15 protein-coding genes are annotated in these 13397 nt (G+C 58.9%); 6 read left to right on the top strand and 9 right to left on the bottom strand.

Annotated elements, in window-relative coordinates:
• Positions 1 to 65: 65 nt before the first annotated feature.
• The 3 genes from EV281_RS09555 to dapD form a co-directional block, all read right to left on the bottom strand.
• Complete coding sequence (locus EV281_RS09555) at positions 66 to 662, bottom strand: hypothetical protein (protein ID WP_132652841.1); 597 nt, start codon at positions 660 to 662, stop codon at positions 66 to 68.
• A 2-nt stretch (positions 663 to 664) separates the two neighbouring features.
• The gene (dapE, locus tag EV281_RS09550; RefSeq protein WP_132652840.1) at positions 665 to 1858 is read right to left on the bottom strand and encodes a succinyl-diaminopimelate desuccinylase; all 1194 of its coding nucleotides are present in this window, start codon (positions 1856 to 1858) and stop codon (positions 665 to 667) included.
• Between the two features lie 102 nt (positions 1859 to 1960).
• Positions 1961 to 2818 (bottom strand): 2,3,4,5-tetrahydropyridine-2,6-dicarboxylate N-succinyltransferase, encoded by an 858-nt coding sequence (dapD, locus tag EV281_RS09545; protein WP_132652839.1) that lies wholly within the window; start codon positions 2816 to 2818, stop codon positions 1961 to 1963.
• A 195-nt stretch (positions 2819 to 3013) separates the two neighbouring features.
• Between dapD and EV281_RS09540 the strand changes: the two genes are divergently transcribed.
• On the top strand, positions 3014 to 3895 hold the full coding sequence (locus tag EV281_RS09540) for an LOG family protein (RefSeq protein ID WP_132652838.1): 882 nt from the start codon (positions 3014 to 3016) through the stop codon (positions 3893 to 3895).
• A 133-nt stretch (positions 3896 to 4028) separates the two neighbouring features.
• On the opposite strand, the gene EV281_RS09535 is transcribed toward EV281_RS09540, so the two are convergent.
• Both EV281_RS09535 and EV281_RS09530 read right to left on the bottom strand, forming a co-directional pair.
• Positions 4029 to 4655 (bottom strand): EF-hand domain-containing protein, encoded by a 627-nt coding sequence (locus EV281_RS09535; protein WP_132652837.1) that lies wholly within the window; start codon positions 4653 to 4655, stop codon positions 4029 to 4031.
• A 102-nt stretch (positions 4656 to 4757) separates the two neighbouring features.
• Positions 4758 to 5465 carry a pyrimidine 5'-nucleotidase gene (locus EV281_RS09530; protein ID WP_132652836.1) on the bottom strand — a complete coding sequence of 236 codons (708 nt, stop codon included), beginning with the start codon at positions 5463 to 5465 and terminating at the stop codon, positions 4758 to 4760.
• A 104-nt stretch (positions 5466 to 5569) separates the two neighbouring features.
• Here EV281_RS09530 and EV281_RS09525 point away from each other — a divergent pair, with 104 nt between their 5' ends.
• Together EV281_RS09525 and EV281_RS09520 are read left to right on the top strand one after the other, a co-directional pair.
• Positions 5570 to 6640, top strand: coding sequence for a trifunctional transcriptional activator/DNA repair protein Ada/methylated-DNA--[protein]-cysteine S-methyltransferase (locus EV281_RS09525; protein ID WP_132652835.1), 1071 nt, complete (start codon positions 5570 to 5572; stop codon positions 6638 to 6640).
• Complete coding sequence (locus EV281_RS09520) at positions 6637 to 7410, top strand: isocitrate lyase/phosphoenolpyruvate mutase family protein (RefSeq protein WP_132652834.1); 774 nt, start codon at positions 6637 to 6639, stop codon at positions 7408 to 7410. The genes EV281_RS09525 and EV281_RS09520 overlap by 4 nt, the downstream gene beginning before the upstream one ends.
• Here the strand turns inward: EV281_RS09520 and argB are convergent, their stop codons facing one another.
• Positions 7411 to 8298, bottom strand: coding sequence for an acetylglutamate kinase (gene argB, locus EV281_RS09515; RefSeq protein WP_037100983.1), 888 nt, complete (start codon positions 8296 to 8298; stop codon positions 7411 to 7413).
• A 154-nt stretch (positions 8299 to 8452) separates the two neighbouring features.
• Between argB and EV281_RS09510 the strand changes: the two genes are divergently transcribed.
• The 3 genes from EV281_RS09510 to EV281_RS09500 all read left to right on the top strand — a co-directional run bounded on the left by EV281_RS09510 (position 8453) and on the right by EV281_RS09500 (position 10371).
• The gene (locus tag EV281_RS09510; RefSeq protein ID WP_132652833.1) at positions 8453 to 8989 is read left to right on the top strand and encodes a sigma-70 family RNA polymerase sigma factor; all 537 of its coding nucleotides are present in this window, start codon (positions 8453 to 8455) and stop codon (positions 8987 to 8989) included.
• Positions 8986 to 9705, top strand: a complete 720-nt coding sequence (locus EV281_RS09505) for an anti-sigma factor (RefSeq protein ID WP_132652832.1) — start codon at positions 8986 to 8988, stop codon at positions 9703 to 9705. Before EV281_RS09510 ends, EV281_RS09505 begins: the two co-directional genes overlap by 4 nt.
• A 108-nt stretch (positions 9706 to 9813) precedes the next feature.
• Entirely contained in the window at positions 9814 to 10371 is a 558-nt protein-coding gene (locus EV281_RS09500) for a fasciclin domain-containing protein (protein ID WP_132652831.1), read from the top strand.
• 45 nt (positions 10372 to 10416) lie between these two features.
• Here the strand turns inward: EV281_RS09500 and yihA are convergent, their stop codons facing one another.
• The 3 genes from yihA to rnpA all read right to left on the bottom strand — a co-directional run bounded on the left by yihA (position 10417) and on the right by rnpA (position 13392).
• Complete coding sequence (gene yihA / locus EV281_RS09495) at positions 10417 to 11070, bottom strand: ribosome biogenesis GTP-binding protein YihA/YsxC (protein WP_132652830.1); 654 nt, start codon at positions 11068 to 11070, stop codon at positions 10417 to 10419.
• A 130-nt stretch (positions 11071 to 11200) separates the two neighbouring features.
• Positions 11201 to 12991, bottom strand: coding sequence for a membrane protein insertase YidC (gene yidC / locus EV281_RS09490; RefSeq protein ID WP_132653226.1), 1791 nt, complete (start codon positions 12989 to 12991; stop codon positions 11201 to 11203).
• Entirely contained in the window at positions 12991 to 13392 is a 402-nt protein-coding gene (rnpA, locus tag EV281_RS09485; RefSeq protein WP_132652829.1) for a ribonuclease P protein component, read from the bottom strand. The genes yidC and rnpA overlap by 1 nt, the downstream gene beginning before the upstream one ends.
• Positions 13393 to 13397: the final 5 nt, after the last annotated feature.

The raw sequence follows: 13397 nt of genomic DNA, 5'->3' as shown, positions 1-13397 counted from the left end.
TTTTTCCCAATCCCGATGTCGGAATATTCATCAAGGAGGACGGTGAAGTCGTCAATCCGCGCTGATTACCCTGAGGATATGCTGAGGAAGTTGAACAGATAATCCGACACGATCATCGACGGCACTATCAGCGCCAGAGTTAGCGCGCTGACCATCAGGACTTGCCCGTGGCAGATCATTCTTAGAACGCGTGTCAGCACGAAAATTTGAGCCAGCACCAAAACGAGCAGCAGCAATCGCACGATGTCGATCAAGCTCGGGATGAAGAAGACAAGTGCCAGCAACAATCCGTTGATGTAGGCGAGCGGCACGTTGAGCCAGTTGACGCCGACGACGACAGGCGCGAAACGCTCCCCCATGCGCAAAGCAAGCAGCAGCAGGCCAACAAAGATCAGCGGCACGATCCAGTTGCTAAGTTCGATAAGCCCTAGCCGAAAATAGAAGGGATAGCTTACATCAGCCTCCGGCGGCATCGATCTGAGATAGCCGTTACGCAACGCGAGCCAGGAAATTCCTGTCGGTGGCAAGCACCAGACGATTGCCCAGAAGGAACGGTTGACGCCGCGGTCCGATATATCGAGGAAGCGAAAACCGCGCGGATCGAGCTTGATTAGCAACCAGATGCCGGCGAGATAATATTGAACCTCTCTAAAGCCCGGCATTCTCAAACCCCGGCATTCTCAAACCAACGCTCGACGAAGGTCTCGTAGATCGCTGTCAGCGTCTCCAGATCCGCAACGGCGACCCGTTCATCGACCATGTGCATGGTCTTGCCGACAAGACCGAATTCCACGACCGGGCAATAATCCTTGATGAAGCGCGCATCCGAGGTGCCGCCCGTGGTCGACAGAACAGGCGATGCACCTGTGACGCTCTCAACCGCCGAGGACAATGAGGCGATCAGCGCATTGTTACGCGTCAGGAAAACGTGGCTCGGCCGATCGGCCCAAATGATCTCGTATTTCACCGGCTCGCGGCTCGGCCTCAATGCGCCATCTGCGGCGGCCGCATCAAGGCGCCGGATGATCTCGGCCCGCAACGTATCCGCCGTCCAGCTGTCGTTGAATCGAATGTTGAAGCTTGCCAGAGCCCTGGCCGGTATGACGTTCGTCGCCGGATTGCCGACATCGATGGTCGTCACTTCGAGGTTGGAGGGCTGGAAATTATCGGTGCCGGCGTCGAAGGGTGGATCCATCAACGCCTGGGTCAGCTGCAGCATGCCGCGCACCGGATTGTCGGCGAGGTGCGGGTAGGCGGCATGGCCCTGCACGCCATGCACGACGATCTTGCCGGAGAGCGAGCCGCGCCGGCCGATCTTGATCATGTCGCCGAGCTTGTTCGGATTGGTCGGTTCGCCGACGAGGCAGGCATCCCAGGTCTCGCCGCGTTCAGCCGCCCATTGCAGAACCTTGACCGTACCGTTGATCGATGGGCCTTCCTCGTCGCCGGTGATCAGGAAGGAAATCGAACCCTTCGGCGCACCATACTTTTCGATATGACGGGCAACGGCTGCTGCAAAGCAGGCAATGCCGCCCTTCATGTCGACCGCGCCGCGGCCGAAAAGCTCACCATTAGCGATCTCGGCGGCAAAGGGCGGATGCGTCCAGGCACCTTCGTCGCCGACGGGCACGACGTCGGTGTGGCCTGCGAACATCAAATGCGGGCCATCCGTCCCGAAACGGGCATAGAGGTTTTCGACATCGGGCGTGCCAGCTTCCGCCGCAACCATTCGCTCGACCTTGAAGCCGAGCGGCGAAAGCATAGCTTCCAGCGCCGAAAGCGCTCCACCTTCCGCCGGCGTCACGGACGGGCAGCGGATCAACGTCTGAAGATTGGCAACAGGATTCGTGGCGGTCATGGCGGTGGAATTATCCGGTGGGAATGGCAAAGACGTGGCAAGGCGCGGGCCGTCTTGCCCAAAAAGACGCCGACTGTTTACCGGATCAATTCCGGACTGTCATCAATCCCTGAGCAGTTCATTGATGCCCGTCTTCGAACGGGTCTGTTTATCGACGCGCTTGACGATGACAGCGCAATAGAGGCTCGGTGCGGGCTGGCCATTCGCCATCGTCTTGTCCGACGGCAGCGAGCCTGCGACGACGACGGAATAGGGCGGTACTTCACCATAGGTGATTTCGCCGGTGGCGCGGTCAACGATCTTGGTGGACTTGCCGATGAAGACACCCATGCCGAGTACCGAGCCTTCACGCACGATGCAGCCTTCAACGACTTCCGAGCGGGCGCCGATGAAGCAATTGTCCTCGATGATGGTCGGGCCAGCCTGCATCGGCTCCAGAACGCCGCCGATGCCGACGCCGCCGGAAAGATGCACATGCTTGCCGATTTGTGCGCAGGAACCGACTGTCGCCCAGGTGTCGACCATCGTGCCTTCGCCGACATAGGCGCCGAGGTTGACGAAGGATGGCATCAGGATCGCATTCGGAGCGATGTAAGCAGAGCGACGCACGACGGCGTTCGGCACGGCGCGGAAGCCGGCGGCGCGGAACTGGTTTTCGCCCCAGCCTTCGAACTTCGACGGAACCTTATCCCACCAGGTTGACTGGCCGGGACCGCCCTTGACCACTTCCATATCATTGAGGCGGAAAGAGAGCAGTACGGCTTTCTTCAGCCATTGATTGACTTTCCAGGCGCCATCGGCACCGCGTTCGGCCACACGTGCCTTGCCCCCGTCGAGCAGATTGAGAGCAGCCTCGACCGCATCGCGGACTTCGCCTTTGGTCGACGTGTTCACATTATCGCGATTGTCGAAGGCGGTTTCGATGGTCTTTTCGAGGGATGCGAGGTCAGTGGCGCTCATGAGAATTCCTTAAACTTCGATCTTTATCGTGGAGACGACGGAGTCTCCGGAATTGCGGTTGGCGGGCTGTCACCCGATCTACAGCATGCGCCCGTAAAATGGAATGATTTTTCGGACAAGATCATATCTGGATTCAAGGCGTTATAGCGACATATCCGATCACTTGTGACCGGTGATACTGAAAGGCATTTCGACATGGCGAAGGCAAGAAACGGCGGCGCGGGGCGCAAGGACAGCGTCTGGGATCCGCTGAAGAGCAGTTCGAGCGACAAGCAGCGTGCGGAAGCGGTTCCAAAAACGCCACAGACGCTCTCGCCGGCCTATCGCCTGGCCTATGTGGACGAGGATTTCCTCTGCCGTGAGGAGCTTCGCCCGATCCGCCTGCAGCTTGAACTGCTGAAGGTGGAGATGATGATGGCCGAGCGCGGCATCACGTCAACCGTCGTCATGTTCGGCGGCGCCCGTATTCCGGCCCCCGGCCAGAGCGCCTGGGCAGCCCGCAACGAGACCCAGCGTGCAAACCTCGAAGCAGCATCGGTTTATTACGATGAGGCCCGCAAATTCGCCCGTTTGTGCTCACGTTACTCGGCCGGCTTCGATTTCCACGAATATGTCGTCGTCACCGGCGGCGGCCCCGGCGTCATGGAAGCTGGTAACCGCGGCGCGGCTGATGAGGGTGCCCCTTCTATCGGCCTCAACATCGTGTTGCCGCATGAGCAGGCGCCGAATGCCTATGTGACACCGGAGCTCAGCTTCAATTTCCACTATTTCGCGATCCGTAAGATGCATTTCATGCTACGCGCCAAGGCGGTTGCAGTCTTTCCCGGAGGTTTCGGCACGCTGGATGAATTCTTCGAGTGCCTGACGCTGATCCAGACCGGCCGCATGGAGCGCATCCCGCTGCTGCTCTTTGGCTCGAAATTCTGGCGTAGTATCATCAATTTCGAAGCGCTTGCCGAATTCGGTACGATCGCGCCTGAAGACGTGAACCTGATCAGCTTCGTCGACACGGCCGACGAGGCCTGGGAGATCGTGCAGGGCGCTTACGAGCACCGGGAGCAGAGCAGTGCCACATAGGCCGGTGGCATTTGCTTCGTGAGCTTCACCTTCGAGAAACTGCCACGAAAAACCCTCTCCCCGTAGAAGGGAAGAGGGCTCTGGGTAAGGGGCAAACCCCTCGCGATATTAAGGAAGAGACAATCACTTCCTCTTAGAGAAAAGGCTGGTCCGGCATATCGTCGATCGAAATCACACCGTCCTTGTTACGGTCCATGCGATCGAAGAACTTGTTGAAGGCGGTTTCCGCCTCTTGTTTGCTGATCTGGCCGTTTTCATCCGTATCGATGCGATGCATCATCAGTGAAGCGCTCATGATCCGCATGTGCCTTCCATGACGACCGTCGCGATCGGGCCGGCCACGGTCATTGTTATCGGCCATCTTCGGAGCTGTTGCATCCGCGTCCGCATCGCCTTGTTTGGCCGAGGCAGCTTCGCGGCGAGCCTTGAACTGGGCCTGACGGTATTCGCGGATTTCCCCCGGAGTTAGGGATCCGTCATGGTTCGTGTCAATGGCGGCAAAGATCTTCTCCATGCCGTCGGTTGCCTCCTGCTTGGAGACCTGTCCGTCCTTATTGGCGTCGAACTGCTTCAGCATGCGTACAAAGGCGATTTCGCGGAAGGCGGCGCCGCGCGGTCCGCCCATCATGCCATGCTCCATCTTCCCCTGGTGAGGCGGACGATTAGGCTGATCGCCCGCTGCTGCGAAGCTGGCCCCGGCGGCTCCGCCGAGTAGAAGAACAGAAGAAAGCGCCGTCAGGATAAGCTTGTTGCGATACATATCAGTGCGTCCTTTCGTAGAATGTCCCTCGCTACGAAAGGTAGGACCGAACCGCGTCACGGCCCAATTAAACATCTGTAAGATGGATGAAATTTTGGTAAGTCAGGCAGTAATCTTCTTCAGGAAATCAGCGAGATCGTCGGTGACGAAGTCGATGTGATCGTCCTCGCCGCTCGTCCGCTCCCACCATTCGACGACAGTCTCTTCCAGATTGCGCGGCACGAGCAGAACGGTTTGCATGCCGAGCGCCTTCGGCACCGTCAAATTGCGCGGCAGATCCTCAAACATCGCCGCCTTGCCGGTTTCGAGTTTCTCGAGCGCCGTGAATTTGTCATAGGTCGCCTGTGCCGGCTTTGGCAGGTAGTCGGCCGCAACGATATCGAAAATATCGTCGAAATGATCGAGAATGCCGAGCGCGCTGGCCGTCGCCTGCGCATGCCTGACACTGCCATTGGTGAAGATGAACTTGCGCCCCGGCAGGGCCTTGATGGCTTCGGCAAGTTCCGGCTGTGGGGTCAGCGCGGAATAGTCGATGGCATGGGCCTTTTCGAGAAAATCGTTAGGATCGATCCCGTGATGGATCATCAGGCCTTGCAGCGTTGTCCCATGTTCAAGATAGTATTGCTTCTGCAGTTTGCGGGCCTCGTCATGCTCCATTTGCAGGAGGGCCGAGACATAGGCTGTCATGTTCTTGTCGATCTGGGCGAAAAGATTGATGTGATGCGGGTAGAGCGTGTTGTCGAGGTCGAAGACCCATTCGGTTACATGCTCGAAATCGTTCTTGCTGGGCGTGCGGTCAATCTTTGTCATGGCTGCCCTTATGGCATGGCTGCCGCACTAAGAAAATCACGAAGAGAAAAATAGACGCCCGATTTTCGGCGGACGGTTGAGGTTCGGGATGCTAGAAAGCGGACATGCTTTTCGAACGCCCCAATGATGATACGCTTTATGACGCCCTGATCGCTCGCAGCGCCGATTATGAGGGCCAGGCCTACGTCTGCGTGAAGACGACAGGCATTTTCTGCCGTCTGACCTGCCCCGCGCGCAAGCCGAAGCGCGAAAACACGATCTTCTTCGATACGATCGCCGCCTGCATCCATTCCGGGTTTCGCCCTTGCCAACGCTGCAGGCCGCTGGAACAGCCCGGCCGGGAGCCGATCGTCGACGAACTGCTGGCGCGGCTCGACAACGAGCCGCACGTGCGCTGGACCGAAGATGAGCTCATTCGCCGGGGCCATCATCCTTCGACTGTGCGCCGTGCCTTCAAGCGGGCGCTTGGCATGACATTCCACGATATCGTCCGTTATCGCCGGCTTGGCGAAGCTGCCCGGCAATTGGCCGATGGCGCACGTGTCATCGATGCGCAGTTCGACGCGGGATATGAGTCGCCGAGTGGCTTCCGGGTAGCCTTCCAGCGCCTCGTCGGCCAGGCACCAGCGCTCTCGCAGAACCGCGAACTGCTCTTTGCCGACTGGTTCGACACGCCCCTCGGGCCGATGATCGCGGTTGCCGACAAGACGCATCTGCACCTTCTCGAATTTCACGACCGTAGGGCGCTGCCGACTGAACTCGACGCGCTGCAGAAGCGCGTCCGTTCCTCTGTCGCAATCGGCCGCACGTCGCCGATAGATCAGATCGAGGCTGAAATCAGGAATTATTTCGAGGGGCGGCTGACCGTCTTCAAGACGCCGCTGGCTCTTGGAGGCACGCCCTTCGAAAAACATGTCTGGGCAAAGCTCATAGAAATCCCGGTCGGTCAGACACGTGCCTACGGCGATCTCGCGAGGGAAATGGAGCGGCCCGAAGTCGTGCGTGCCGTCGGCCGCGCCAACGGCGCCAACCAGCTCGCCATTATCGTGCCCTGCCATCGCATCTTGGGTGCGGATGGATCGTTGACAGGTTATGGCGGCGGGCTCTGGCGCAAGCAATGGCTGCTGCGGCACGAGGAAAAGATCAGTACACACAAGATGGAGAGGACGGCATGAATCAGGCTGAGAAGGCCGAGATTTTCGGCAAGCTGCATCGCAAGGGCAGCCCCGTCATTCTATACAACATCTGGGATGCTGGAACGGCCAAAGCCGTGACGGAAGCCGGCGCAAAGGCGCTTGCGACCGGCAGCTGGTCCGTTGCAGCCGCCCATGGTTATGGCGATGGCCAGAAGCTGCCGATGGACGTGCTCATCGAGACGGCACGGTCAATCACCGCCGTCAACGATCTGCCGCTTTCTGTCGATTTCGAAGGCGGCTATTCGACGGAGCCAGCTGGTGCAGCGGCCAATGTCGCAAAGCTGCTTGATACTGGCGTCGTCGGTATCAATTTCGAGGATCAAAAGGTAGGCGAAACCGGTCTTCATGCAGTCGAGGCCCAGACAGCGCGCATTCGCGCCATCAGGGAAATGGCGAAGGGAAGGGGCATTGATTTCTTCATCAATGCGCGCACCGATCTTTTCCTGCAGGAGGGCGATGGGTCCAGGCATGCCGGTCTGGTCGATGCGGCGATTGAGCGCGGCAAGGCCTATGCTGCGGCAGGCGCCAGCGGTTTCTTCGTACCTGGTCTCATCGAGCCGGCTTTGATCGAGAAAGTCTGCGCGGCTTCCACGCTGCCGGTCAATATCATGATGAAGGCAGGCGCCCCCGATCCGGCTGATCTCGCTAGGCTCGGCGTCTCGCGCATCAGCTACGGTCCAGGGCCATACCGGGCCATGATGGAAAAGCTGAAGGAAGCAGCGGCAGCGATCTACGCCGCCGCTGGGTAATCAGGGAACGATCAGCGTACCGACGCCATGTTCGGTGAAGATTTCGAGCAGCACGGAATGGGCGGTCTTGCCATTCAGGATGACGACGCCCTGCACGCCGGCCTTGATCGCGTCGATGCAGGTTTCGACCTTCGGGATCATGCCGCCAGAAATCGTGCCGTCGGCAATTAGCGCATGTGCTTCTGCAACGGAAAGTTCCTTGATGAGCTTGCCCTGCTTGTCGAGCACGCCGGGCACATCCGTCAGGAACAGCAGTCGGGTGGCGTTCAGCGCGCCGGCAATCGCACCGGCAAACGTGTCGGCGTTGATATTATAGGTCGCGCCGTCGCGGCCCGGAGCAACCGGCGCAATGACCGGGATCATCTCGGAGCGGGCGAGAAGATCGAGCAGCGTGCGGTCCACTTCCACGACTTCGCCGACGAAGCCTAGATCGAGCACACGCTCGATGTTGGAATCGGGGTCCTTGACGGTTTTGCGCGCCTTTTCGGCAAAGACCATGTTGCCGTCCTTGCCGCAGAGGCCGATCGCCCATTCGCCGGTCTGGTTGATGAGCGCGACGATCTCCTTGTTGATGGAGCCGGCGAGAACCATTTCGACGATCTCGACCGTCTTCTGGTCGGTAACGCGCAGGCCGCCCTCGAATTTGGATTCGATGCCCATCTTCGTCAGCATGGCGCCGATCTGCGGGCCGCCGCCATGCACGACGATCGGGTTGACGCCGGACTGCTTCAGAAGCGCGATATCGCTGGCAAAGGCCTTGCCGAGTTCGGGATTGCCCATGGCATGGCCGCCGTACTTCACGACGATCGTCTTGTTTTCGTAACGTTGCATGAAGGGCAGCGCCTGTGCGAGAAGACGTGCCTGGATTTCGCTTTCGGACTCGTTCATGGGGACCCCGCGGATTGATGGCGGCCTTTTATCTCAAGTTTTTGACAGAGGGAATAATCCGGCATGCAATAGTTTTTTGTATCTATGGCCGGCCTGGGAACCTGCCAGCTCGTATTGAAACTATTGAACCTGAAATCGTTCATTCGAGGGCGACATGACTGGCGATTTTGCAGATTTGATTGGCCGCGTAGCGCTCGGCGACCGCAAGGCTTTCGCCGCTCTCTATAACCAGACCAGTCCGAAACTTCTGGCAATCTGCCTTCGTATTCTTGGAAACAGGAACGAGGCTGAGGAGGTGCTGCAGGAAGTCTATATCAAGATATGGCAGCGCGCAGGTGCGTTTACGGCCGGCTCTTTGACATCGGCCGCCTGGCTCGCGGCAATCGCCCGCAATCAGTCGATCGATGCGATCAGGGCGCGCAAGCCAGTTGCCGACGAAGTCGACAGCATGCTTGATCTTGCCGATGCCGGTCCCGATCCCGAAGCGCAAGTCGTGATAGGGGATGAAGGAAGGCGGATTGACACCTGCATGGAAGAGTTGGAAGCTGATCGTGCGGTCGCGGTGAAGCGAGCATATGTCGAAGGACTAAGCTATCGGGAACTGGCCGATCAGTTTGGTATCCCGCTGAATACGATGCGGACATGGCTAAGACGCAGCCTGCTGAAACTGAGAGAGTGCATGGAACGATGACATCGCCCGACAGAAGCAAGGGAGACCGCTCCCGGGATGAGGTTCTCGCCGGCGAATATGTGCTTGGCGTCCTCTCTCTTCAAGATCGCAGGATCGTCGAGGAGCGCATGCGCCGCGATCGACAGTTTGCCGCCATCGTCAGCCGCTGGGAGGTCAATCTCTCCAGCTTCAATGACGAATACGGCACGGCCGCACCCGGCCGTGAGACCTTCAAGCAGATCGAAGCGCGCCTTTTCGCCGACGCAGAAAGTGTGCCGCGCTTTTCGCATGGCCTCTGGAATTCCGCCGTTTTCTGGCGATCGCTGGCATTTGCCTCGCTTGCCGTCACGCTCGGCGTGATCGCCTTTGCCTCGGGCCTTGTGCCGCAGCCTCCGGCAGCGCGGCCGCTGATCGCGGAACTTTCAGGGCAGAACAATCAGGTCAATTTGGCAGCATCTTATCAAATCCAGAGCGGCCGGCTGAAGATCGTCCCGGTTGCGGCCGGCAAGCCCGAGGAGAAATCTCTTGAGCTTTGGCTGGTACCTGGCAGCGGCACGCCTCGTTCCCTTGGCGTTTTCCAGCCGGGAATGGATGGTGAACTAGTGATCCCGACGGATTTGCGCGGCCAGATTTCCGATGGCGCGACACTTGCCGTCAGCCTGGAGCCATTCGGCGGCTCCCCCACTCATCAGCCGACCGGTCCTGTTCTTGCCAGCGGTGCGCTCCATCGGCCGTAGATAAAGATCTTTTCCTGAAACTCTTCTGCAGCGTCTTCCGTAGTTGCTGATATCCGGGCGGCGCAGGGCATTGGGCCGGCGACTGCGCCGGGTGCAGAGGAGAAAATCATGATCAAGTCCTTATTGCGTGCCATAGCACTCGCGGCCGCCTTTTCCGCAGTCGCTTTCGCCGTTGAAGCCAAGAACCCGATGGTCGGCGGTGCTGCGATGTATGCGAACAAGAATATCGTCGATAACGCAGTCAAATCCAAGGATCACACCACGCTGGTTGCTGCCGTGAAGGCCGCCGGCCTTGTCGGCACGCTGGAAGGTAAAGGCCCTTTTACCGTCTTCGCTCCGACCAATGAAGCCTTCGCTGCCCTGCCGAAAGGCACCGTCGACACGCTGCTGAAGCCGGAAAACAAGGATAAGCTCGTCAAAATCCTGACCTGCCATGTCGTTGCTGCCGATGCGATGTCTACGACCGTCGCCAAGATGATCAAGGATGACGGCGGCGAGCACGACATCAAGACGGTCGGCGGCTGCGTGCTCAAGGCAAAGGAAAGCATGGGCAAGATTACGCTGACGGATGAAAATGGCAGTGTCGCCCACGTCACCATTGCCGACGTCAAACAGTCGAACGGCGTGATCCACGTCATAGACAAGGTGCTGCTGCCTAAGATGTAAAGCCTGGTACCAGCCGCGACTGGAGGCGCTTTTCTGGCGCCTCTTTTATTTCCAGTTGCTGATGCCGACGGTCTCGGCGATCGCCTGTCGCAGCTCGTCCAGCCCCTCATTCTTTTCCGAGGAGGTAGAGAGCACGGCGGGATAGGCGGCCGGCCGCTTGCGGATCTTTTCCGACGTTTCGGCAATCAGTTTCGGCACGGCAGGCGCCTTGATCTTGTCCGTCTTGGTCAGCACGATCTGGTAGGAAACGGCGGCTTTGTCGAGCAGCGTCAGGACGTCATCGTCATTCTTCTTGATGCCGTGGCGGCTGTCGATCAGTACATAGACACGCTTCAGCGTTGCGCGGCCGCGCAGATAGTCGAAAACGAGCTTCGTCCAGCTATCCACCTGCTCCTTCGGTGCCTGCGCATAACCGTAGCCCGGCATATCGACCAGCGCCATCGGCGGCAGATCGCCGCCCTCGCCGGAATAGCCGTCGGGGACGAAATAGTTGAGCTCCTGCGTACGTCCGGGCGTATTGGAGGTCCGCGCCAGACCCTTCTGACCGACGAGAGCGTTGATCAGCGAGGATTTACCGACATTCGAGCGGCCGGCGAAAGCCACTTCCAGCGGTCCCTCCGGCGGCAGGAACTGCATGGAGGGCACGCCGCGGATGAAGATCCAGGGGTGGCCGAAGAGCGGCTTTGCGATTTCAGTCATATGAATTCTGCAATCTCCGGGTTCGGGAAGGAAACCGGCTTCGTGTTTTTAAGGGGGATTGTCAAGGTTCGCGCGGTCTGGCGATCATGAGGCCCGAAACAAAAAGCCCCGCCGGAGCGGGGCTTTCGGACTATTTCGATGGCGCCGGTTTTCGTTTGAACATGCCCTTCAAGTTGTCGAAGAGTTCGATCTTCACGCCGTGGCGCTTCATGATGACCGACTGCTGGATCACCGAGAGCGTGTTGTTCCAGGCCCAGTAGATGACGAGGCCGGCCGGGAAGCTTGCCAGCATGAACATGAAGACCAGCGGCATCCAGTTGAAGATCATCGCCTGCGTCGGATCGGGCGGGGTCGGGTTCATGCGCATCTGGAAAAACATGGTGATACCCATGATCAGCGGCCAGACGCCGAGATGCAGGAGGGTCGGAGCCTCGAACGGCAGCAAGCCGAAGAGATTGACGATCGACGTCGGATCGGGCGCCGAAAGGTCCTTGATCCAGCCGAAGAACGGCGCGTGACGCATTTCGATGGTGATGTAGATCACCTTGTAGAGTGAGAAGAAGATCGGGATCTGCAGCGCCACCGGCCAGCAGCCGGCGATCGGGTTGATCTTCTCCTCCTTGTAAAGCTGCATCGTCGCCTGCTGCAGGCCCATACGGTCGTCGCCGAACTTGGCCTTCAGTTCTTCCATCTTCGGCTGCACGCGCTTCATGTTCGCCATCGAAGCATACTGCTTGCTGGCGAGCGGGAAAAACAGCGCCTTGACGACGATGGTCGTGCAGAGGATCGCCACGCCGAAATTGCCGAAGTAGCGGAAGAAGAAGTCCATCAGCTTGAACATCGGCTTGGTGATGAAATAGAACCAACCCCAGTCGATCAGGCGGTCGAAGCGCGGGATGTTGTAGGTCGCTTCGTAGCCGTCGATGACGGGAACTTCCTTTGCGCCGGCAAATACCATATTCCGGAGTTCGATCGACTGACCGGGCGCAATCGTGAAGGCATCACCCTTGTAATCTGCCTGATAGCGTGGCTGACCATCGGTGAAATGCGAAAAGCGGGCGTCATAGGCTGTCTGCTGCGGCGGGATGATCGTGGCCGCCCAGTATTTGTCGGTGATCCCGAGCCAGCCGCCAGTGGATTTTGCAGGCGTGACGGCTTCCTTCTCAACGGCCGTATACTTGCTCTCGATCAGGCCGTCATCGCCGATGACGCCGATAAAGCCCTCATGAAGAACGTATACCGATGGCGTCGTCGGCTTGTTATAGCGTGTTACGCGGCCATAAGAAGAGAGGGAAATCGGCGTCTCGCCGGTATTCTGAATCTTGTCCGTCACCGTAAACATATAGCGTTCGTCGACGGAGATCGTACGAGCGAAGGTAATGCCTCGGTCATTGGTATAAGTCAGCGTCAGCGGTGTCTTTTCCGTGAGCTTTGCGCCCTCCGGTGCGGCCCACAGTGTGGAGGGGCCGGGAACGGTGCCTGTCGCGTCGCTGCCGACAAAGCCGAGTTCGGTAAAGTAGCCGTCCTTGGTATCAGCCGGCGAGAAGAGCGTGATGATCGGGCTCGAGTCGTCGACGGTCTCGTGATAGCCCTTGAGCCTCAGGTCGTCGAGGCGAGCGCCGACGAGGTTGACGGAACCGGAAAGGGCGGCTGTTTCAATGGCAACGCGCGGGGATTTTGCAAGTGCTTCTTCACGGGTCGCGGTCGCGGCGGCTTGGCCAGTCGGGGCGGCGCCATTCGGCTGGGTGCCCTGGCTGCGGGCTGCCGGCTGCTGCGTCTGCTCGGTCTGCTGCTGCGCCTTTTGGGCTTCCTGGGCCTTACGCTGAGCCTCGATGCGTGGGTTCATATAGAGGAACTGCCAGCCAAGGACGATCAGCACCGAGAGAGCGATCGCAATGAAGTAATTGCGGTTGTTTTCCATCATACGTTCCTGGGGCGCTCGTCTTTCGAGCGCCTATGTTTAGGCCTGGTTTTCACGCGGTTTTTCAATTCCGCGGCCAGTTCGTCGAAGGACGCTGTCAAAACGTCCCTGCGCGCGACAACCACATAGTCGTGTCCGGGCTGCATTGCAAACCCTGCATGAAGCCGCACCGCCTCTTTCAGGCGCCGTCGCATGCGGTTTCTTTCGACCGAATTGCCGTGTTTTTTGGTAACCGTGAAGCCGACACGGGCTTCGCTGTCTTCTTCCTTGCGGTTCAAGACCTCGAGAAGGAAGAGACTGCCGCGGCGCTTTTCGCCTTCGCGGACTGCAAGAAATTGCGGGCGGCTCTTCAGCCGCCCGACAATCTTTTTGTCTTCTTTGGTCTTCAAGTCGCCCGCCATTATCG

Source organism: Rhizobium sp. BK418 (assembly GCF_004341105.1).
Taxonomy (GTDB): Bacteria; Pseudomonadota; Alphaproteobacteria; order Rhizobiales; family Rhizobiaceae; genus Rhizobium.
Note: the sequence above shows the minus strand (reverse complement) of the source record. Positions and strands in the feature narration are given on the sequence as shown.

What these genes read in the sequence shown, in the direction of transcription:
- EV281_RS09555 (WP_132652841.1), bottom strand. Translation starts at nt 662, where the DNA reads ATGCCGGGCTTTAGAGAGGTTCAATATTATCTCGCCGGCATCTGGTTG.
- dapE (WP_132652840.1), bottom strand. Translation starts at nt 1,858, where the DNA reads ATGACCGCCACGAATCCTGTTGCCAATCTTCAGACGTTGATCCGCTGC.
- dapD (WP_132652839.1), bottom strand. Translation starts at nt 2,818, where the DNA reads ATGAGCGCCACTGACCTCGCATCCCTCGAAAAGACCATCGAAACCGCC.
- EV281_RS09540 (WP_132652838.1), top strand. Translation starts at nt 3,014, where the DNA reads ATGGCGAAGGCAAGAAACGGCGGCGCGGGGCGCAAGGACAGCGTCTGG.
- EV281_RS09535 (WP_132652837.1), bottom strand. Translation starts at nt 4,655, where the DNA reads ATGTATCGCAACAAGCTTATCCTGACGGCGCTTTCTTCTGTTCTTCTA.
- EV281_RS09530 (WP_132652836.1), bottom strand. Translation starts at nt 5,465, where the DNA reads ATGACAAAGATTGACCGCACGCCCAGCAAGAACGATTTCGAGCATGTA.
- EV281_RS09525 (WP_132652835.1), top strand. Translation starts at nt 5,570, where the DNA reads ATGCTTTTCGAACGCCCCAATGATGATACGCTTTATGACGCCCTGATC.
- EV281_RS09520 (WP_132652834.1), top strand. Translation starts at nt 6,637, where the DNA reads ATGAATCAGGCTGAGAAGGCCGAGATTTTCGGCAAGCTGCATCGCAAG.
- argB (WP_037100983.1), bottom strand. Translation starts at nt 8,298, where the DNA reads ATGAACGAGTCCGAAAGCGAAATCCAGGCACGTCTTCTCGCACAGGCG.
- EV281_RS09510 (WP_132652833.1), top strand. Translation starts at nt 8,453, where the DNA reads ATGACTGGCGATTTTGCAGATTTGATTGGCCGCGTAGCGCTCGGCGAC.
- EV281_RS09505 (WP_132652832.1), top strand. Translation starts at nt 8,986, where the DNA reads ATGACATCGCCCGACAGAAGCAAGGGAGACCGCTCCCGGGATGAGGTT.
- EV281_RS09500 (WP_132652831.1), top strand. Translation starts at nt 9,814, where the DNA reads ATGATCAAGTCCTTATTGCGTGCCATAGCACTCGCGGCCGCCTTTTCC.
- yihA (WP_132652830.1), bottom strand. Translation starts at nt 11,070, where the DNA reads ATGACTGAAATCGCAAAGCCGCTCTTCGGCCACCCCTGGATCTTCATC.
- yidC (WP_132653226.1), bottom strand. Translation starts at nt 12,991, where the DNA reads ATGGAAAACAACCGCAATTACTTCATTGCGATCGCTCTCTCGGTGCTG.
- rnpA (WP_132652829.1), bottom strand. Translation starts at nt 13,392, where the DNA reads ATGGCGGGCGACTTGAAGACCAAAGAAGACAAAAAGATTGTCGGGCGG.